General features: G+C 64.3%; 16 protein-coding genes. 9 read left to right on the top strand and 7 right to left on the bottom strand.

Going from position 1 to position 19,481, the window contains the following annotated elements:
* Window positions 1-4 precede the first annotated feature (4 nt).
* The 3 genes from NKJ77_RS13375 (at window position 5) to hmuQ (ending at window position 1,902) form a co-directional block, all read left to right on the top strand.
* Entirely contained in the window at window positions 5-439 is a 435-nt protein-coding gene (locus NKJ77_RS13375) for a hypothetical protein (RefSeq protein WP_023710743.1), read from the top strand.
* 223 nt (window positions 440-662) lie between these two features.
* Window positions 663-1,532, top strand: a complete 870-nt coding sequence (locus NKJ77_RS13370) for an energy transducer TonB family protein (RefSeq protein ID WP_245263964.1) — start codon at window positions 663-665, stop codon at window positions 1,530-1,532.
* 55 nt (window positions 1,533-1,587) lie between these two features.
* The gene (gene hmuQ, locus NKJ77_RS13365) at window positions 1,588-1,902 is read left to right on the top strand and encodes a heme-degrading protein HmuQ (RefSeq protein ID WP_023688161.1); all 315 of its coding nucleotides are present in this window, start codon (window positions 1,588-1,590) and stop codon (window positions 1,900-1,902) included.
* 45 nt (window positions 1,903-1,947) lie between these two features.
* Here the strand turns inward: hmuQ and NKJ77_RS13360 are convergent, their stop codons facing one another.
* Both NKJ77_RS13360 and putA read right to left on the bottom strand, forming a co-directional pair.
* Window positions 1,948-3,012, bottom strand: a complete 1,065-nt coding sequence (locus NKJ77_RS13360; protein ID WP_352535306.1) for a glycosyltransferase — start codon at window positions 3,010-3,012, stop codon at window positions 1,948-1,950.
* Between the two features lie 87 nt (window positions 3,013-3,099).
* Complete coding sequence (gene putA, locus NKJ77_RS13355; protein ID WP_352535305.1) at window positions 3,100-6,708, bottom strand: bifunctional proline dehydrogenase/L-glutamate gamma-semialdehyde dehydrogenase PutA; 3,609 nt, start codon at window positions 6,706-6,708, stop codon at window positions 3,100-3,102.
* 163 nt (window positions 6,709-6,871) lie between these two features.
* Between putA and NKJ77_RS13350 the strand changes: the two genes are divergently transcribed.
* Entirely contained in the window at window positions 6,872-7,324 is a 453-nt protein-coding gene (locus tag NKJ77_RS13350) for an Lrp/AsnC family transcriptional regulator (protein ID WP_023688158.1), read from the top strand.
* Window position 7,325: 1 nt separating this feature from the next.
* On the opposite strand, the gene NKJ77_RS13345 is transcribed toward NKJ77_RS13350, so the two are convergent.
* Window positions 7,326-8,525: a cytochrome-c peroxidase gene (locus tag NKJ77_RS13345; RefSeq protein ID WP_023823053.1), complete on the bottom strand. Its 1,200-nt coding sequence runs from the start codon at window positions 8,523-8,525 to the stop codon at window positions 7,326-7,328.
* A 4-nt stretch (window positions 8,526-8,529) separates the two neighbouring features.
* On the bottom strand, window positions 8,530-8,973 hold the full coding sequence (locus tag NKJ77_RS13340; protein ID WP_023830573.1) for a FixH family protein: 444 nt from the start codon (window positions 8,971-8,973) through the stop codon (window positions 8,530-8,532).
* A 154-nt stretch (window positions 8,974-9,127) separates the two neighbouring features.
* Here NKJ77_RS13340 and NKJ77_RS13335 point away from each other — a divergent pair, with 154 nt between their 5' ends.
* Entirely contained in the window at window positions 9,128-10,048 is a 921-nt protein-coding gene (locus NKJ77_RS13335; protein WP_023830572.1) for a sugar kinase, read from the top strand.
* 4 nt (window positions 10,049-10,052) lie between these two features.
* On the opposite strand, the gene NKJ77_RS13330 is transcribed toward NKJ77_RS13335, so the two are convergent.
* From NKJ77_RS13330 to NKJ77_RS13320, 3 genes are all read right to left on the bottom strand, one after another.
* Window positions 10,053-11,078: an aldose epimerase family protein gene (locus NKJ77_RS13330; RefSeq protein WP_352535339.1), complete on the bottom strand. Its 1,026-nt coding sequence runs from the start codon at window positions 11,076-11,078 to the stop codon at window positions 10,053-10,055.
* Between the two features lie 193 nt (window positions 11,079-11,271).
* Window positions 11,272-12,729 (bottom strand): NAD-dependent succinate-semialdehyde dehydrogenase, encoded by a 1,458-nt coding sequence (locus tag NKJ77_RS13325; protein ID WP_023753404.1) that lies wholly within the window; start codon window positions 12,727-12,729, stop codon window positions 11,272-11,274.
* 251 nt (window positions 12,730-12,980) lie between these two features.
* On the bottom strand, window positions 12,981-13,931 hold the full coding sequence (locus NKJ77_RS13320; protein ID WP_352535304.1) for an AEC family transporter: 951 nt from the start codon (window positions 13,929-13,931) through the stop codon (window positions 12,981-12,983).
* A 145-nt stretch (window positions 13,932-14,076) separates the two neighbouring features.
* Here NKJ77_RS13320 and NKJ77_RS13315 point away from each other — a divergent pair, with 145 nt between their 5' ends.
* From NKJ77_RS13315 to NKJ77_RS13300, 4 genes are all read left to right on the top strand, one after another.
* Window positions 14,077-17,091, top strand: a complete 3,015-nt coding sequence (locus NKJ77_RS13315) for a caspase family protein (protein WP_023830571.1) — start codon at window positions 14,077-14,079, stop codon at window positions 17,089-17,091.
* Window positions 17,092-17,189: 98 nt separating this feature from the next.
* On the top strand, window positions 17,190-17,738 hold the full coding sequence (locus NKJ77_RS13310) for a histidine phosphatase family protein (protein ID WP_023730712.1): 549 nt from the start codon (window positions 17,190-17,192) through the stop codon (window positions 17,736-17,738).
* Window positions 17,739-17,947: 209 nt separating this feature from the next.
* Window positions 17,948-18,229: an acyl carrier protein gene (locus NKJ77_RS13305; RefSeq protein ID WP_010909964.1), complete on the top strand. Its 282-nt coding sequence runs from the start codon at window positions 17,948-17,950 to the stop codon at window positions 18,227-18,229.
* 55 nt (window positions 18,230-18,284) lie between these two features.
* Complete coding sequence (locus tag NKJ77_RS13300; RefSeq protein WP_023830570.1) at window positions 18,285-19,475, top strand: beta-ketoacyl-ACP synthase; 1,191 nt, start codon at window positions 18,285-18,287, stop codon at window positions 19,473-19,475.
* Window positions 19,476-19,481: the final 6 nt, after the last annotated feature.

Raw genomic sequence — 19,481 nt, 5'->3', positions numbered from 1 at the left:
ACCCATGACAAGTTTGACGGCATCGCTTCGGCTCCTGACCTCGACGCTGGCGATGTCGCTTGGCTTGATGCCGGCGTGGGCTCAGTCCGCGCCGGCTCCGCAACTCAGCCTCGAGCTCAATGCCGCGCAGCCCTCCGAAAAGGGTTGCCGCCTGACCTTCGTCGTCAACAATGCGCTCGGCGCCGATCTTTCCAAGGCGGCATTCGAAATCGCGCTGTTCAACGAGGCCGGCATTGTCGACCGCCTGAGCGTGCTCGACTTCAAGGACCTGCCGGCCGGCAAGACCAAGGTGATCCGCTTCGACCTCGCCGGCACCGACTGCACCAAACTCAGCCGCGTGCTGATCAACAGCGCCACCGAATGCGCCGGCGTCGAACCGGGCGCCTGCATGCGCGGCCTGAAGACGCAGACCAAGACCGGTATCGCATTCGGCGTTTGAGGTGGGTCTGCATCCCGCCTTCCTGCACGACAATGCGACACGACCCGTCGCAGCTCCGCCGTTATGGCCGGCAACCGATCTTGATTTGACAATCCCGCCGCGCTCGCGGCAGGTCTCGCCGCGAACCATGCAGGACATCACCCCCCTCCCCGACGCCGGCAACGAACCGGCGATAACAATGGACGAGCTCGTACAGCCGGCGGCCGCGGACCGCAAATGGACTGTGGCGATCGTCGCGTCCTGCCTGCTCCATGCCGCTGCCGCAGCGGCGTTCATGGTCGCACCCGCCGGGACATTCGATACCGGGAAGGCAATACAGGCCGAAGGCGCCGATCGATCAGGCGCAGACGTCCTCGGCACCGCTTTGCAAAACCCGGTACCCGACGCAGTGGATGTTACCCTGGTAACCGATCCTCAGCCGGCCAACCCCGTCCAACCCACGCCGCAAACCGAGGCGCCTCAAGCCGTAGAGGAGCCGGCGGCGCCCAAATCTGCGCCGGAAGCTGCCAAGCAGGTAGTCGTCGCTCCGGATGCACCGACGGCTGCCATCCCGGATGATCAAAGTGTCGCCCCGGAGGGTGAGACGCCTGCACCGTCACCGGTTCAAACGCAGAGTTCGGAGGCGTCTCCCGCCAATGAGCCTGCCGTTGAATTGCCTACCGCGAGGCCACCAGTCCCAAGCCCGAGGCCAAGTACATCAATATCAGGCGCACCAATACCGGGAGAGACTGGCGGCACGGCAGATGGCGAGGAGCGCGAGGCAACGGCGGTTGCCAGCAAAGGCGGAAAACAGGGCGCGGCGGGCAATTCGATGGAATCCGGCTACAGCGTTGAAGTTCAAAACAAGCTTGTCCGCGCCAACCGCCACGTTTCGAAGGCGGTTCAAGCCAAGGCTCGCAACAATGCCAGGGTCTATTTCGTCGTCATGGCCGACGGCAGCGTCAGCGACTTGCAGCTTGTCGAAAGTTCAGGGTCTGCCGAGCTAGACCAATTCGCTTTGAAACTGGTGCGCCAGCAAGCCCCGTTCCCGCCCATTCCACCCGAGACCGGATTATCAAGTTGGGTGTTCAGGGCGCGGATCGGTCCGTTTTAACCAGCTCGCAGACCTTCGCCAAATGTCGTCGTCCACCAATTCAAGAGGAAGCCCAATGTACATCGCCATGAACCGCTTCAAGGTCCAGAACGGCTCGGAGACTGCCTTCGAGGATGTCTGGAAGAACCGCGATTCCAGCCTTTCGAAGATGGAAGGCTTCAGGGAATTCCACTTGCTGCGCGGCCCGGTCAACGAGGCCGAGGGTTACACGCTGTTTGCCTCGCACACGGTGTGGGCAAGCCATGAGGATTTCGTCGCCTGGACCAAATCCGAGAATTTTCGCGCCGCCCATCGCAACACCGGCACCTCGAAGGTGCATTATCTCGGCCATCCGCAGTTCGAAGGCTTTTCGGTTGTCGAAGGCGCCTGATTGAGATTTCACCCGTCGACGAGATCTGACGACCTGCAGATGCCGTCATGTTCCGGTTGAATTCCGGCCGCCCAGTCGCCGAAGCCACTGGGCAATGTGCAGGCGCAGCCGCCGCCAGGGCTGTCCGCGTGTCAGGTAGCGCGCCAACCGCGGATCACCGGCCAGCTCCGGGAACTGGCGCACATGCTGCATCAGGAATGCAGGTATGAAATTGCGCCCGTTGAGATCGCTGAGCCAGGCAGAATTCGCCAGCAAATAGTCTGCGGCATCCGCCGCCAACACGCTCCTGTAGCTCCTGTATGCAGGCGTTTGCCGCACATTGCCGCCGGCAAAGGCAGTTCCGGTGGACAGGTTGGAGCCATGCAGGCGATAGAGGCCGAGACCTTCTGACAGGATGAGGCTGCCGCCGGCCTGGTGCGCGAGTGTCGCCGTCAGATAATCCGTCCCGACCTTGGCCTTGAACGGGAAGGACAATACCGGTTCCAGCGCGCCACGCCGGTACATGATCGCCGAGCATGGCGACCACAGCCAGCCCGTCACCGCAGGTGCGAAATAGGTTACCGGATGCTCCGATGCGTAGGCGATCCCGGGCGCCATGCCGGCAAGCCTGCCACCGGGCGCGATGGCGACGCCACTGCGATCCGCTCCGGACCGCGGTTTGCGCAAGGCAAGGAAGGTACCGCCCAGCAAGGTGCCGTCGCCATCGACAAGGAACACATCGGAACTCGACAGTGCGGCCGAATGCGTCGTGTTGAGGTGGGCGGACAGATGCGCCAGGAGAAAATCCGGCAGCCACACGTCATCGGAATCCAGAAACGCGACGAAAGGCGCGGCGGTTGCGGCAAAGCCGTCGCGGAATCCCGCGATCTGCCCACCATTCTCCGTGCGCGCCATCAGGCGCAGGCGCGGGTCGTCTATATCCCTTAGGAGCTGGCGGACTTGGTCGGCCGAGCCGTCCGTCGAGGCATCGTCGACGATGACGCATTCCCAATTCCGGTAGGTCTGCGCAAGCACCGAGCGGATCGCCTGTTCGACGTACGGCCGATAGTTGAAGCAGGTGATGACCACCGCCACCCGCGGCAGCTCAATCGGTCGGGACGTGTCTTCCATCTGTTCGGCTGCCCCGCTCGAGTTGCTCTCTATCCCTTGCGCATACCCTTGCAACCCGACGCAGGCAAGCGAGCCGCGAAAAGCCCCCTAGGCCGCCGCGAGCAGGCTGGCATTGCCGCCGGCAGCCGTGGTGTCGACGCAGACAGCGCGTTCATGCGCATAGGCCGCCGGGTTGAGCACCTCGCTGACCAGCGGCACGATCGGCCCGCTGCGGTCGGCAATGACCTTGCGCACGATCCGCGCCGCCTCGGGCCTGCCCGAGAAGGCGACGACATGGACGCGCAGCGAACGCGCTTCGACTGGGTCTGGCCGACCGTCTATGGCCGCCAGCGGCAACCCCTTGCCGGTCAGCGCCGACAGTGCCGCCGGCGCGCCCGGCGCCACGGCCAGCACCGCATTGCCGGCGGCCAGCGCCTGGATCGTCTGGGCAAGCAGCGTGTCGGCGTCCGGACCGAGGCACAGCACCCGGCCACGCGGCGACAGCGACAGCGTGTTGGCCTCGCCGGTCGGTCCGGGCAGGTCGACCTGGCCGAAATCGATGGCGGCTGCAGCGCCGATGGCTGCAGCGCCCTTGCCGCGCAGATGTTTTCTCAAAATGGCGATGCGATCCGGCCGCGTCGACCAGCCGCCAAGCGTCGGATCGGGCAGATTGTCGGCGAGTTCGGTCGCAGTCACCTTGTGGCCCTCGGCAATCTCCGTGCCCGCCTCCGGCCCTTTGCGGAACCGCCGGAGATAATGCGGCCCGCCGGCCTTCGGCCCGGTGCCCGAAAGCCCCTCGCCGCCAAAGGGCTGCGAACCGACGACGGCGCCGATCTGGTTGCGGTTGACATAGATGTTGCCGGCATGGATGCCGTCGACGAAATGCTGGGCGCGGCCTTCTATGCGGGTGTGCAGGCCGAAGGTCAGGCCATAGCCCTTGCGGTTGATGGCGGCGATGACGGCGTCGATCCCGTCGGCGTCGAAGCTGGCGACATGCAGCACCGGGCCGAACACTTCGCGCTCCATCTCCTCGATGCCTTTGACCCGGAACACATGCGGCGCAACGAAGCGGCCGTCCTTCGGTGCTTCGAGTTTGGCAATCAACCGGCCCTGCAGCCCCATCTTGGTGCAATACTCGCGGATCGATTCCTGCGCCTCGTCATCGATGACCGGCCCGACATCGGTCGAAATCTGCCAGGGATCGCCGATGGTGAGCGCTTCCATGGCGCCCTTCAGCATCTCCAGCATCTTCTTCTCGACATCCTTCTGCACGTAGAGCACGCGCAGCGCCGAACAGCGCTGACCCGCACTCTGGAAGGCGGATGCCAGAATGTCGCGCACCGCCTGTTCGGGCAGTGCTGTGGAATCGACGATCATGGCATTGAGACCGCCGGTCTCCGCGATCAGCATGGCGTCGGGCGCGGCTGTCTCGGCCAGTTGCTTCTCGATCAGCTTTGCAACCTCGGTCGAGCCGGTGAAGCATACGCCGGCAATGCGCGGATCCGCAGTTAGCGGTCCGCCGACCGACGGACCGTCGCCCGGCAGAAGCTGGATGACATCTTCCGGCACGCCGGCCTCGCGCAGCAGCTCGACGGCGCGGAAGGCGATCAGCGGGGTCTGTTCGGCTGGCTTGGCGATGACCGAATTGCCGGTGACGAGCGCTGCCGCGATCTGGCCGGTGAAGATGGCGAGCGGGAAATTCCACGGCGAAATGCACACGATCGCGCCGCGCGCCTCGGTGCCCGCTTCGTTGTTGGCCGCTTCGGCAGCGTAGTAGCGCAGGAAGTCGACGGCTTCGCGCACTTCAGCCACGCCGTCGGCCAGCGACTTGCCGGCTTCCCTTGTAGCCAGCGCGAAAAACTCGACCGCATTGGCCTCATAGAGGTCGGCGGCGCGGTTGAGGATGGCGGCGCGCTCGGCAACGGGACGCTTCGCCCAGGACGGCTGCGCTTCCACAGCAAAGCGCACCGCGGTCGCGACCTGCTTGGCAGCGGCTTCGGCGACCGTGCCGACGATCTCGGCAGGCTTTGCCGGATTGACCACCGGGCGCTGCTTGCCGTAGCCGGCGGCGCGCGTCATCGGCTTGGCATGCCAGCGCTCGGGCCCGGCAAAGGCCGCCTTGGCCTTGTCGATCGCCGCCAGCGTCACCGGATCGGTGATGTCGAACCCCTTCGAGTTGCGCCGACCAGCGCCGAAGATCGTCGCAGGACGAGCGATTGCCGGATTGGCGGCGGGGCCCTGGCTCTCGACCGTCTCGAGCGGATCGCGCGCAATATCCTCCGGCTCGACGTCCTCGTCGGTGAGCTGATGGACGAAGGAGGAGTTGGCGCCATTCTCCAGCAGGCGGCGAACCAGATAGGCCAAGAGGTCGGAGTGCGCGCCGACCGGCGCATAGATGCGGCAGCGCGTGCCTTCGGCCCGGCGCACCGTCTCATGCAGCGCTTCGCCCATGCCGTGCAGGCGCTGGAATTCGAAAGCGTCACGGTTGTCAGCCATCGACAGGATGGCGGCGACGGTATGGGCATTGTGCGTGGCGAATTGCGGATAGATACGGTCGGTCATGCCAAGCAGCTTCCTAGCGCAGGCCATATAGGAAACATCGGTGTTGGCCTTGCGGGTGAAGACGGGGTAGCCGGAAAGCCCCAGCGTCTGCGCCCGCTTGATCTCGGTGTCCCAATAGGCGCCCTTGACCAGCCGCACCATGATGTTGCGGTCGTACTTTTTCGCCAGCGCATAGAGCCAGTCGATTGTGAAGGCCGCGCGCGGGCCGTAGGCCTGGACGACGACGCCAAAGCCGTTCCAGCCGGCAAGCTCCGGCTCAGCCAGCACGCGCTCGATGACATCGAGCGACAGGTCGAGCCGGTCGGCCTCCTCGGCGTCGATGTTGAGGCCCATGCGCGAATGGCGTGCGGCCAGCGCCAGCGACAGCAGCCGCTCGGCCATCACCGGCAGCATCTTTTCCTTCTGTGCCTCTTCATAGCGCGGATGCAGCGCCGACAGTTTGACCGAGATGCCGTGGTTCTGGCGGATATCGGGACCGTTGGAGCCTGAATCCAGCGAGGAGATCGCGTCGGCATAGGCCTTGAGGTAGCGCAGCGCATCGGCCTCGGTGCGGGCGGCCTCGCCCAGCATGTCGAAGGAATAGAGATAACCTTTCTGGATCATCGACTTGCCGCGCTTGACGGCTTCCGCAATGGTGCGGCCGAGCACGAACTGCTCGCCCATTTCGCGCATGGCGGCGGCGACCGCCTTGCGGATCACCGGTTCGCCCAGCCGGCGAACCATCGAGCGCAGCGTGCCTTCAATGCCGCCCTCGCCTTCGTCGAGCACACGGCCGGTCAGCATCAGCGCCCAGGTCGAGGCGTTGACGAAGATCGAGCTCGAACCGCCCGAATGCGCCGACCAGTCATGCGGTGCGATCTTGTCGGCGATCAGGTCGTCCATGGTCTCGGTGTCAGGCACGCGCAGCAGTGCCTCGGCCAGGCACATGAGCGCCACTCCTTCCTTGGTGGAGAGGCCGTAGGCCGAGAGAAAAACCTCCATCAGCCGCGGGTCGGACGAGCCGCGCACCGCGCGCACCAGATCCGCGGCACGGGCCGAGACGGCTTTGCGGTCATCGGCCGAAAGTTCTGTCGCGGCAGCCAGGCGCTTCACAGCCGCGTCTTCGTCGGGCAGGTAGTTGGCGCGGATCTGCTGGCGGATGGTGTCGAGCGGCATGGCGGTCCTGCGGAGCAAGCATCTGGGAGCGGGCCGGCGGTCGCCGGACCGAATGGCGCAAGCTAGCACAGAGCCGCATTTTCGGCCGGTCCAAAGAAATCGACATGGCAGGCCGAGCGGTCTATCATGCGGCTAAATTGTTATCAGATGGACTGTGATATCCGTGACAGGAGACCAATTGGACCGCATCGACAGAAACATCCTGTCGGCGCTGGCGCGCGACGGGCGGCTGTCCATGTCGGAACTGGCCGGCAAGGTCGGCCTGTCGAAGACGCCGGTGCAGGCGCGGGTGAAGCGCCTGGAGAAGGACGGCTATATCAGGGGCTATCAGGCGATCATCGATCGCGAGCGCATGGGCGAAGGTCATGTCGCCTTCGTCCAGGTCAAATTGTCGGACACGCGCTCGGCCGCGCTCGATGCTTTCAACCGTGCGGTGCAGGCCGTGCCGGAGATCGAGCAGTGCCACATGATGGCGTCGAGCTTCGATTATCTCCTGAAAGTCCGTACCACCGACATCGCCGCCTATCGCCGCGTGCTCGGCGAGCGCATCTCGGCACTGCCGCATGTTGCGCAGACCTCGACCTTCGTGGCCATGGAGACGGTGAAGGATCGCTAGCTCACTCCGACAGCGTCTTCAAAAACGCCACCAGCGCCGCGCGTTCGCGGTCCGACAGTTGCAACGGGTGCACTTCGGAGGTGCCTTCAACGGCCGCCTCCGCCTTCGCGTAGTGCGCCACCACCTCCTCCAGCGTGGAGAACTGTCCGGCATGCATATAGGGCGGCCGTGTCGCCGCGCCCCGCAGCGACGGCGTCTTGTAGGCACGCATCAGTTCGGGTGCTGCCTTGACGATGAAGCGCAGTTCTCCGCAGGCGCCGGCGTCGCCATCGCGGAAGGCGCCGAAGCAGTTGAATGGGTCGGCCTGAACCTGGGCCACCGCATCGAAACGGCCGCGATCCAATGGCAAATCCCTGACCGGCCGCACGCCGGTGTTGTGGAAAGCGTTGTCGGTGAAGCGCGGGCCGTTATGGCAGGTGACGCAATTGGCCTTGCCGATGAACAGTTTCAGCCCGAGCATCTCCTCCTGCGAAAAGGCATCGTCGGCTTTCGGCTTGGCGCCTGACGCAAGATCGATGGCAAAGCGGTCAAAGCGCGTCTGTGCCGGTTCGATCGACCGTTCGAAGGCGGCGATCGCCTTGCCGATGTTGGAAAAGACGCGGTTGACGTCGTCCATTTGGGCCGCGGTCATTGCCTTCCATGCCGCCTGCTCGGCCTCATTGCCGAGCGGGCTGGCGTTGGCCGGCACGGCGGAAAGATCCGGCAGTGGCCCGAAGATGCGCTCGTAGCGCTCGCCGAACCGCTTCTGGATGTAATGCGCGAAGGCCGCGCGGTTCCCCGCCTGCTCAAGCCGGTTTTCCAGCGGCGTCAGCGCCTGCGCCCACAGGCTGTCGCGCCGTCCATCCCAGAAGAACCACGGATTGCGGGCAATGCCGGCCAGCGGCATCGAGCGCCTGTTGGTTCGGCCAACGCCGACGGATTGCGGCAGGTCATCCTGGAACTGCCGGTCGATCTTGTGGCAGGTCGAGCAGGATACGTTCCCGTCACGGCTCATCCCCTGGTCGAAGAACAGAGTGGAGCCCAGGGCGGCGGCGGCCGGCACGTCGGCGAAGCGGTTGGTGGTGTCGGGTTTGAGCGCCGGCAAGGTGTTCAGCGCCAGCGAAGCGATGGTCTTCTTCTCGGCATCGGAAAAGTCCGGCTTGCCGCAGCCGGCAACGAGCAAAACCGCAGCCAAGGCCAGAAGGCGCAACAGGCGGTTCATCCGCTCACAGCACCACGTTGAAGACGACCGTGTCGGAACCGGCCGCCGCCGAAATGGCGAACCGCAACTGCCACACGCCGCTCATGGTGAATTTCAGCCCCTCGATCCGGTAGCGTCCCTCGCCAAGATAGTCGGTCGCCTGCGGACTGGTCGGCAAGCCGTGATTGTGCTGCGGCATGCCGCCGGACACCGAGATCGCCGCACCTTCCACGGAATCGCCCTTGACCGTCTTCAGGGTCAGCAACCAGGATTGCAGTTCGCCTTGCCGGATAACGCCGCGTTCCGGCTGAATGGTGGCGACAAACAAGCCGTTCGCCGTCTTCTTCGAGCGCGAGACATCGGGGCCTGGCGCCGACTGCGGCGCGGTCAGATAGACGATCGCCAATATGCCAGCCAGCAAGGCGGCCAGACCAACGCCCGCAAGAAGATAACGCCATATCGATGCCAAACCGGTTCCTCTTCTGGGCATAACGTCTCGGGAAGCAATTCGCGTCCCGCCGCTTCTGTGGGAAAACGCTTCTGGCGCAAAAAACCGCCGCCGCCAAGCATGGCGCTGCCGGCCGCAAAAAGCTACAGCAGCGAACTGATCCGGAGACAGATACATGGCAGCAGACGGCGTCGCTTCGATCGGTGAATGCATGCTCGAACTGTCCGGCCAGGCCGGGCCGAACTGGCGCATGGGCTTTGCCGGCGACACGTTCAACACGCTGTGGGCGCTGCATGCGCTGAGCGGCGAGCGGCCGGCGACCTATGTCTCGGCCTTCGGCGACGATCCCTTCTCGCAGGGCCAGATTTCGTTCTTCGCCGAAAACGGCATCGACATCGGCGCCAGCCCGGTCATCCCAGGCGCGCGGCCCGGCCTCTACGCCATCACCTTGACCGGCGCCGAACGCGCCTTCACCTATTGGCGCAGCGACGCGGCGGCCAGGCGGCTTGCCTCGGACCCGGCCGCCTTGGCAAGAAGCCTTGAAAACCAGGCTCTTGTGTATTTTTCCGGAATCACTTTGGCAATTCTGGATGCCGCCGCGCGCAAGACGTTGCTGGCAGAAGTGGCCAAAGCGCGCGCTGCCGGTTCTCGCGTCGCCTTCGACCCCAACTACCGGCCGCGCCTGTGGCAGAGCCGCGAGGAGGCGCAAGCCGCGATCCTCGACGCGCTTGCCGTCGCCGACATCGCGCTACCGACCTTTCCCGACGAGCAGATGCTGTTTGGCGACTCGGCACCGCAAGCGACCGCCGAGCGGTTCGGAAAACTGGTCGGCGAAGTCGTCGTCAAGAATGGCGAGGAACCCGCGCTGATCGCCACTGGCGGAGCCCTGCAGCCGGTTCCGGCCCAGCATGTCGCCACCCCGGTCGACACCACCGGCGCCGGCGATTCCTTCAATGGCGGCTATCTCGCCGCCCGGCTGGCCGGCCATGCCCCGGCGGATGCCGTGCAGCGCGCGCATCGCGTCGCCGCCACAGTCGTCCAGGTGCGAGGCGCGCTGGCGCCGTTCGAGGTTCTAAGAACCGCTTTCGAGGGCTAAGACCTTAGGGAAGCCTGAAACGATATTCCGTCACCTGATGATAGATCTGGCCCGGCCACAGCGTGGCCTGTGGGAAATAGGGCCAGTTCGGCGCGTCGGGCCAGGTCTGCGCTTCCAGGCAAAAGCCGGAAAACGCCTTGTAGCGCCGTCCGTCCAGGCCGCCCGAGGTCGGCGCGACATACTGGCCGGTGTAAAGCTGCAGGCCCGGCTCGGTGGTCCAGACTTCCATCTCGACGCCGGAATTGGCGCCTTGCGCCCACGCCACCTGGTGAAGCGGGCCCCGGGCTGACGCCAGGCAGAAATTGACGTCGTAGGGAAGCTGCTCGCCTTCCGTTTCCATGCGCAGCGGCCGCGCCTGGCGGAAGTCGAAGGGCGTGCCGTCGACAGGTTTGACGACGCCGGTCGGGATCATCTCGCCATCGACAGGCGTATAGGCGCCGGCGTTCAGCATCAGCCGGTGGTCGAGAATGTCGCCGGCACCGCCATCGTCGAGATTGAAATAGGAATGCTGCGCCAGATTGCACAGCGTCGGCTCCTCGCAAGTGGCGGTCAGTTCCATCGAGAGCGTGCCGGGGATCTTCAGCCGGTAGGTGCAGGTGACGTCGAGCGCGCCGGGAAAGCCCATCGTGCCCTCGGGATCGTGCAGGGTCAGCGTGACAAAATCCCGGCCGTGCAGCGAAACCGTCCACGGCCGGTGGAAGAAGCCCTCCGAGCCGCCATGCAGCGTGTGCTTGCCGAGGAAATTGCGCTCAGTCTGGTAGCGCTGGCCGGCAATGGTGAAGCGGCCGTCGCGGATGCGGTTGGCATAGCGGCCGACTACCGCGCCGAAGAAGGCCCGGTCGGTCTCGTAAGGCTCGAAGCGATCGTAGCCCAGCACCAGCGGCGCGTCGTGACCGGCGAGCCGCAGATCCTGGATGATTGCGCCGAGCCCGATGATGTTGGCGCTGACGCCGCCGCCCCGGATGGTGAAACGGCGAACGGGTTCGCCTGCCTGCGTCGTGCCGAAGACTTCGCCGTCCTTCATCGCTATGTCCAAATGCTAATTCGTCGATCTATCGACTTAGAGCAATTCCAGGAAAAGTGTGAAACGGTTTTCCGTCCGGAACTGCAAAAAACAAAGAACTGGAGCGGTTCGGCGTTTCCGTGAAACGCTGAACCGCTCCAGTCCGGCTGAATGTCGTCTGGCAAGGGCCGGCCCGCGGCCTGCCCTGCCCGTCAATGATTTAGAGGCCGAGACCCCCGATGCAGACATATTTGGTGTCGAGATAGTCCTCGATGCCCTGATGTCCGCCTTCCTTGCCGAGGCCCGATTCCTTGACGCCGCCGAACGGCGCTTCCGGCGTGGTGATCAGGCCTTCATTGACGCCGACCATGCCGTATTTCAGGCCTTCCATGACCCGGAAGGCGCGGCCGAGATCGCCGGTGTAGAAATAGGCGGCCAGGCCGAACTCGGTGTCGTTGGCAAGCGCAATGGCTTCCTCTTCGGTCTCGAACTTGAACACCGGGGCGATCGGGCCAAAAATCTCTTCCTTCATGAAGCGCATGTCAGGCTTCGCATCGGCGATGACGGTCGGCTGGAAGAATGAGCCGCCAAGCGCGTGGCGCTTGCCGCCGGCAACGACCTTGCCACCCTTCGACGTGGCGTCGGCGATGAATTCCTCGACCTTCTCGACCGCCTTCACGTCGATCAGCGGTCCCTGCTGCACGCCCTCTTCCAGGCCCGAGCCAACTTTCAGCGCATTGCTGGCAGCGGCCAGCTTCTCGACAAACTTGTCGTAGATGCCGGCCTGCACCAGGAAGCGGTTGGTGCACACGCAGGTCTGGCCTGAATTGCGGTATTTGGCGGTGATGGCGCCGGCGACGGCGCGATCGAGGTCGGCATCGTCGAAGACCACGAACGGCGCATTGCCGCCGAGTTCCATCGAGACCTTCTTGACGGTGACGGACGACTTTTGAATCAGCAGCTTGCCGATCTCGGTCGAGCCGGTGAAGGTGATCTTCGACACCAGCGGATTGGCGCAGATCTCGTCGCCGATTTCGCCGGCAGCACCCGTCAGGATGTTGATGACGCCCTTTGGGAAGCCTACTTCCTCGGCGAGCGCGCCCCATGCAAGGCCGGAATACGGCGTCTGCGAGGCCGGCTTGACCACGGCGGTGCAGCCGGCGGCAAGCGCGGGGCCAAGCTTGCGGGCAAGCATCGAGGAGGGGAAATTCCACGGCGTGATGGCGGCAATGACGCCGACCGGCTCCTTGGTCACCAGGATGCGGCGATCGCCCCATGGCGATGGCACGACATCGCCATAGGTGCGGCGGCCTTCCTCGGCAAACCACATGATGTAGGCGGCAGCCGAACCGATCTCGCCCTTGGATTCGGCGAGCGACTTGCCCTGCTCGATGGTGAGCAGTTCGGCCAGCACATCCTGATTATCCATCATCGCGTCATGCAGCTTGCGCAACAGCTTCGAGCGCTCCAGCGCGGTCGTCTTGCGCCAGGTCTTGAAGGCTTCGCTTGCAGCTTCGATGGCGCGGCGGGTTTCCGCCTTGCCCGACTTCGGCACGGTGCCGATCTTGAGACCGGTGGCCGGGTTGTTGACGTCGACCGTTTGGCCGCTGTCGGCCTGCACCCATTCGCCATTGATGAGATTGGCCTGGCGCATGAAATGGCTGGTTTTCTGCAGCATGGTCTAGCCTCCGTTCGGCGCACTGACGGGCCGGTTTCCTGGATCTCTTGAACGAGCGTGCACAATGGCGGCGGAGCCGACACGCTGAAGCCACTGCTCTTTACCTAGGGCAAGCCCGGCAAGCAATTGCAAGATGGCATATAGGCTTTGGGCCAGCCCAACGCCAGAGAAAATTCACATGTAAATTAGTTTGGGCCGCAGCCTTGCCAAAGACCAGCCTTGCCAAAGACCAGCCTTACAGAAGACCAAGCCTACCCAAAGACATGCACCACCACCGTCAGCCAAAAGGCGGTTGTAACAACCGCGCTTGCCGTGGCGATGGTCATCTGGTTCGACGCCAGCGCCTGGCCGGTGTTGAACTGCACGGCGATGAGATAGGAATTGATGCCGGACGGCAGCGCCGCCACCACGACCGCCACTTTGGCCGTCAAGGGCGGCAGGCCAAACAGCCAGACCAGGCCGAGCACCAGCGCCGGCATCAGGAACAGTTTCAGCGTCGACAGCGCCAGCGCCGGTCGGATGTTACCGGAAATGCCGAAACGGCGCAGGCTGAGCCCCATGGCGAACAGCGCCACCGGCCCGGCGGTGTTAGCCAGCGCATCGGTCAGTCGCATGGCAAGGTTCGGCAGCGGCGCGCCGGTGAGGCGCCATGCCAGCCCGGCCAGGATGCCGATGATCAACGGATTGGTGAACAGTCTTCTCAGAAAGCTCTGGATGATGCGCAGCGGGTGTACGGGCTCGCTGCCGCCGCGGCCAAATATCTCGAACATGATGATCGAAGCCATCATCATGGTCGGCAGATGCACGGAAACGAGCAGCGACAGCACTTCGAATCCGCTGGACCCGAATACGCCGAGAACGAAGGGAATGCCCAGCAACACCACATTCGAGAAGGATGACGACACTCCACCGACGATGCCGGCGCGCGCGTCCCGCCCAAAGATCCGTGTCGTCACCAGATGGCCGGCGGCCCATGTCATTGCAACCGCCGCGAAATAAGCACCCCACAGCGACCAGGGCGCCACGCCGTGGAAATCCGAATTCACCATCGTCCGAAACAGCAGCAGCGGCATCGCGACGTTGATGGCGAATTCGGAGATGCCGTCCCCGCTGGCCGGTTTCAGATAGCCGGTGAGCCCGGTGACATAGCCGAGCGCGACGAGGCTGAAGACAAAAAGAACGGTTTCGGTGAGCGGAGACATTTTTCAGGGATAGGCGAGCCCGGATTCCAGCGCAATCGCCATGATCTTCAGAAACTGATCCTCGATCCGCCCGGCGCCTGAATTTGATCATGGTCGGGTGGCAGCGCTATACAGGCTTGGGATCATCAGGGCGGACACACGGCGAATGGTTGCGACGCCGAAACAGCGTCATTTCAGACAGGCGTGGCTGACGGCTTTCGTCGCCGGGCTGTTTTGCCTTGCCGCGACGGTGCTTGCGGTTGCGGAGACCAAGAGCCTCAAGGGCGTGGCGCTGATCATCGGCCAGTCGAAATACGAGCACATCGCAGCCCTTGCCAACCCGGCCAACGACGCCCGCGACATGTCCAAGATGCTGACCGACCTCGGCTTCGACGCCCGCAACGTCACCGATCGCGATGCCGCCAAGCTGAAGCGCGATCTCGATCGGTTTGTCGAGGACGCCGAAGGCGCCGATGTCGCCTTCATCTATTATTCCGGCCACGGCATCGAGGCGGGCGGCGAGAATTATCTGGTGCCGGTCGATGCCGACGTCTCGTCGTTGAAAAATGCCGGTGAGGCGCTGGTGCCGATTTCAGCCGTCATGGACGAGCTGAAAAAGACCGTGCCGGTGACGATCGTGCTGCTTGACGCCTGCCGCACCAACCCGTTTCCGCCGGACGCGGTCGTGCGCCGCGGGCCGACGGCTTCCGCCGAGCCTGTCGGCGCCGGCGGGCTGGAACCGGTGCGCGGCGCCAAGGCGCTTGCCAGTGCCTCAGTGGATGATGCTAGCCTGGGAACCGTGGTCGGCTTCGCCGCCGAGCCGGGCCGACCGGCGCTCGATGGCGCCGCCGGCCAAAACAGCCCCTACGCCGCCGCCCTGCTGCGCCACCTCACGGCGATGAAAGGCACCGAGTTCGGCTCGGTCATGCGCATGGTCACCGAGGAAGTCTATCTCGACACCAAGGCAAAGCAGCGCCCCTGGGTCAGCGAGAGCCTGCGTCGCCTGCTCTATTTCGGCGTCGCGCCGGCGGAACCGACCGGCGACGACGGGCTGATCACCGGTGAGCGGCGGCAATTGCTGCTGACCATTTCCGACCTGCCCGATCCCAAGCGGGCTCAGGTGGAGTTGGCTTCTCTGCAGGACGGCGTGCCCCTTGACGCGCTCTACGGCGTGCTCAAGGCGCTCGGCACGGAAAAGATCCCTGAGGATCCCAACGACCTGCAGAAGGTGCTGGACAGCCAGGCTGAGCGTCTGAAGAAGATGATGGCCGAGCGCGCCGCGTTGCGCACCGACGATCCCGAGATCAGTCGCCTGGTCGCATCCGCCGACAAGGCCATAGGCCAGGGCGCGATGGTGACGGCGCGCAAATTCCTCGACGACGCGGTCGGCCGGATCGAGGAAAACAGCGGTGCGGTCGACGAGGCCGAGGACCTGCTCCGGCAAAAGCGCATCGCCGACGCCGCCATCTATGCCAAACGCGCCGACGCCGCCGCGCTGGTCTTCGACTACAAATCCGCCGCCAACGACTATGCCAAGGCGTATTCGCTGGTCGAGAAGTGGGACGAAAAGCTGCGCTGGAACTACAAGAACCAGGAGGCCGAGGCGTTGAACGCTCATGGCTACGCCACCGGCGACCTCGATGCGCTGCAGCACTCCATCGAGGCCTATCGCACCATCTTGAACTTCATCCCCAACGGCGAACAGAATCGCGACTGGGCAATCACCCGCAACAACATGGCGGTGGTGCTGCAGACCATTGGAGAGCGCGAAACCGAGACTGCGCATCTCGAAGAAGCGGCGGTGATTTTCCGCGATTCGCTGGTGGTGTTCGAGCGCGAGAAGGACGACCGCAACTGGGCCGCGGCGCAGAACAACCTGGCCAACGTGCTTCTGAAGATCGGCGAACGCGAGAGCGACCCGAAGCGTCTCAATGAAGCGGTGGCGGCGACGCGCGCCACCCTTGAGAAGCGTCCGCGCGACAAGCTGCCGTTGGACTGGGCCGGTTCGCAGAACAATCTAGGCCTCGCGCTCTATGCACTCTCCGAGCGTGAGCCTGCCGGCGAGCATCTCACCCAGGCCGAAGCAGCCTACCGGCTGGCGCTTGAGGAATACACACGCGAGAAAGCACCCGTGGAATGGGCGATGGTCGAGAACAATCTCGGCAACACGCTTGTAACGCTTGGCATCCAGCTCAACGACAAGGCGAAGATCAACGAGGCGGCCGACGCGTTTCGCGCCGCGCTGGAAGTGCGAACCCGCGAAACTTTCCCGGTGTCCTGGGCGACCAGCCGCCTCAACCTGGGCAATGCGCTGAGCGGTATCGCCCGCTTCGATATGGGCACGGCTACGCTCGAAGAAGCTGCAGCTGCCTATGACGACGCTCTGACGGTGTTTACCCGCAAGCGCTTCCCGATGGACTGGGCGTCAGCCCAGAACAATCTCGGCTCGATCTATCAGACGCTGGGCCAGCGCACGCGTGATGCGGCCAAGCTGGAACAGTCGGCGGCAGCCTTCCAGGCGGCACGGCAGGTCTATGTCAGGCGGAAGTTCCCGCAGGACTGGGCGATGAGCTACTACAATCTCGGCAACACGCTGCAGCTTCTCGGCGGCGTCACCGACAAGCCCGAGCATTACAGCGAGGCGGTCGACGCCTACGGCAATGCGTTGCGCGAGTACAAGCGCGAGACGAACCCGCGGCAATGGGCAATGGCCCAGGCCGGCCTGGGCTCGACGCTGCACTGGTTGAGCATGAGCAATGGCGATGCCAAGACCCTGCAGGATTCGATTGCGGCGCGGCGAGCCGCGCTCGAAATACTCACCATCGAGGCCGCGCCGGTCGACTGGGCCAACGCTCAAAATGGCATCGGTATGAGCCTGCTCAACCTCGGCAATCTCCAGCGGACCGACAAATATCTCAACGACGCCGAAGCGGCGTTCACGGCGGCGCTGAAGGTGTTTACGCGCGAAAGTCAGCCGCTGCAGTGGGCCTTCGAGCAGAACAATATCGGCGACGTCCACTGGAACCGCGCCAGCTATGGCGCGGGCAAGCCGGAATATCTCAAGGCGATCGAATTCTTCGAGAACGCCAAGCAGGGCTTCACCGAAGCCGGCTACACGATCCCTATCCCGCTCACCGATCAGAAGATCGAGCTGGCGAAGAAGCAAATGGCGAAAATGTGAAGCGAACCGAGGGTTCGCCTTTCGCTTGTCTTTGTGCCGGCTTTCCGATCCCTATATCAGAATGACCGGAGCGGCATCCGGCTCCCGGAAAGGTTTCGATGATTCGATTTGTGCTGGCGCTGTTCCTGCTTGCTGTTCCCGCCGTCGCCCACGCGACCGACGCCGGCTGGGCGCTGCTGCGTGACGGCGGCCATGTCGTGCTGCTTCGCCACGCACTGGTCACCGGCACCACCGACCCCGCCAATTTCGTCATCGACAACTGCGCCACCCAGGTCAACCTATCGGCGCGCGGCAAGCAGCAGGCGAGCAAGATCGGCGCCTTGTTCGGCGCCCGCGCCGCCCCCATCGAGCGGGTGCTGTCCAGCCGCTATTGCCGCTGCCTTGACACCGCCCGCATCGCCTTCGAAGCGGAGCCGGAGCTCTTTGCGCCGCTAGACCTCCTGAGGAGCGATCCGACCGAGAAGGCCGCGCAGCTCGACGCGGTGATGAAGGAAATCCGCGCCTACACCGGTTCCGACAATCTGGTCATGGTCACGCATCTCGAAAACATCGTCGCGCTGACCGGCGTCTCGCCGCGCGAGGGCGAAGCGGTGGTGGTCGAGCCGCAGGGCGATGGCTTGCGCGTGCTCGGCCGCGTCACGTTCTGAGAGAGCCAGTGGTCAAGCTCCGTGAAAACTAAGCTGACGTAACGTCAACTGGAAGGGCCACCGGCTTGTCGGGCGGCCCTTCTTGTCTTCACGGGAGGGCCATCCCATCTGCGCCCCGCGCATCAGGCCTTTTCCTGCCGGGAAAAACCGATTAGACAGCGCCCAAACCAGATGCGGACAGATTCCGCCCGCAACCGAAGGAAGAGCCCTTGTCCACCACGTTCGACAAAGTCGCCAAGATCATTGCCGACACCAGCGAGATCGATATCGACACCATCACTCCCGAGAGCCACACGATCGACGATCTCGGCATCGACAGTCTCGATTTCCTCGATATCGTCTTTGCCATCGACAAGGAATTCGGCATCAAGGTGCCGCTGGAAAAGTGGACCCAGGAAGTCAATGACGGCAAGGCTTCGACCGACGATTACTTCGTCATGAAGAACCTGTGCGCCAAGATCGACGCGCTGGTCGCCGCCAAGACCGCCTGATATCGGCTGGCGCGCGGCCTTGACGGGCTGCGCCGCCTGACCCACAAAGCCGCTCATGAGCAGCCCTCGCGACGTCGTCATCACCGGTATCGGCCTTGTCTCCTCGCTGGGAGAGGGTCCGGATACCCACTGGCAGAAGCTGGCGCAGCCGGGCCTGCAGCCGGTGCTCGAATCCGCGCGCTTTGCGCCCTACACCGTGCATCCCCTGCCGGAGATCGACTGGAACCTGCAGATCGCCAAGCGCGGCGACCAGCGGCAGATGGAAACCTGGCAGAGGCTGGGCACCTATGCCGCCGGCATGGCGCTGGATGACGCCGGCATCAAGGGCAATGACGATCTCTGCACGACGATGGACATGGTGGTAGCCGCCGGCGGCGGCGAGCGGGACGAGGCGGTCGATGCCGCCATCCTCGCAGCGTCCGAGAGCCGCAACGACCGCGACGTGCTGCTCAACGAGAAACTGACCACCGAATTGCGGCCGACCCTTTTCCTGGCCCAGCTCTCCAATTTGCTCGCCGGCAACATCTCCATCGTCCACAAGGTGACGGGATCGTCGAGGACCTTCATGGGCGAGGAAGGTGCCGGCGTCGCCGCCGTCGAGACCGCCGCCGCGCGCATCCGCTCCGGACAGTCGACGCACATACTGGTCGGCGGCGCCTTCCAGACCGAACATTCCGACATGCTGCTCGGTTATGAGCTGGCCGGTTATCTGCATCGCGGCCCATGGAAGCCGGTCTGGCAGAGACAGGGCGCCGAGGGCGGCGGCCTGGTCTCCGGCTCCGGTGGCGCCTTCCTGGTGCTGGAGCAGCGCGAACACGCGCAAAGGCGTGGGCGGAAAATCTATGCCGAGCTCGGACCGGTCGTCTCAGGCCGCGCCCGGCGCTCGCGCGGCGAGCTTGACGCCGAGATCGCGACACTGCTCAAACAGGCAACTCTCCCCAGCGGCAAGCTGCTTGCCCTGTCGGGCGCATCCGGGGCGCATACCGCAACGTCAGCCGAAAAGTCAGCGCTGGATGCCAATCCGGCGATATCGGCGCGCGGCTTCGCGACGCTGACCGGGCATATGAAGGAAGCGCAGTTTCCATTCGCGGTCGCCCTCGCCGCCCTGGCCGTCGACCGGAAGGCCGCCTACCCCGTTTTCGACGCCGCGGCCGAGAAGCCGTTCGAAGGCATTCCCGAAACCGTGCTCGCAACGGCGATCGGCTATCACCAATTCGAGGGCATGGCGCTGGTCAACGCTGCTTGAAGCAGC

The organism is Mesorhizobium sp. M0052 (assembly GCF_040323255.1).
GTDB lineage: Bacteria > Pseudomonadota > Alphaproteobacteria > Rhizobiales > Rhizobiaceae > Mesorhizobium.
The sequence above is the reverse complement of the archived record's forward strand: the minus strand, read 5'-3'. Positions and strand labels throughout refer to the sequence as shown.

Bases quoted from the DNA above. Each gene is read 5' to 3' on its own strand.
- NKJ77_RS13375 (WP_023710743.1), top strand. From the start codon at position 5: ATGACAAGTTTGACGGCATCGCTTCGGCTCCTGACCTCGACGCTGGCG.
- hmuQ (WP_023688161.1), top strand. From the start codon at position 1,588: ATGTACATCGCCATGAACCGCTTCAAGGTCCAGAACGGCTCGGAGACT.
- NKJ77_RS13360 (WP_352535306.1), bottom strand. From the start codon at position 3,012: ATGGAAGACACGTCCCGACCGATTGAGCTGCCGCGGGTGGCGGTGGTC.
- putA (WP_352535305.1), bottom strand. From the start codon at position 6,708: ATGCCGCTCGACACCATCCGCCAGCAGATCCGCGCCAACTACCTGCCC.
- NKJ77_RS13345 (WP_023823053.1), bottom strand. From the start codon at position 8,525: ATGAACCGCCTGTTGCGCCTTCTGGCCTTGGCTGCGGTTTTGCTCGTT.
- NKJ77_RS13335 (WP_023830572.1), top strand. From the start codon at position 9,128: ATGGCAGCAGACGGCGTCGCTTCGATCGGTGAATGCATGCTCGAACTG.
- NKJ77_RS13325 (WP_023753404.1), bottom strand. From the start codon at position 12,729: ATGCTGCAGAAAACCAGCCATTTCATGCGCCAGGCCAATCTCATCAAT.
- NKJ77_RS13320 (WP_352535304.1), bottom strand. From the start codon at position 13,931: ATGTCTCCGCTCACCGAAACCGTTCTTTTTGTCTTCAGCCTCGTCGCG.
- NKJ77_RS13315 (WP_023830571.1), top strand. From the start codon at position 14,077: ATGGTTGCGACGCCGAAACAGCGTCATTTCAGACAGGCGTGGCTGACG.
- NKJ77_RS13310 (WP_023730712.1), top strand. From the start codon at position 17,190: ATGATTCGATTTGTGCTGGCGCTGTTCCTGCTTGCTGTTCCCGCCGTC.
- NKJ77_RS13300 (WP_023830570.1), top strand. From the start codon at position 18,285: ATGAGCAGCCCTCGCGACGTCGTCATCACCGGTATCGGCCTTGTCTCC.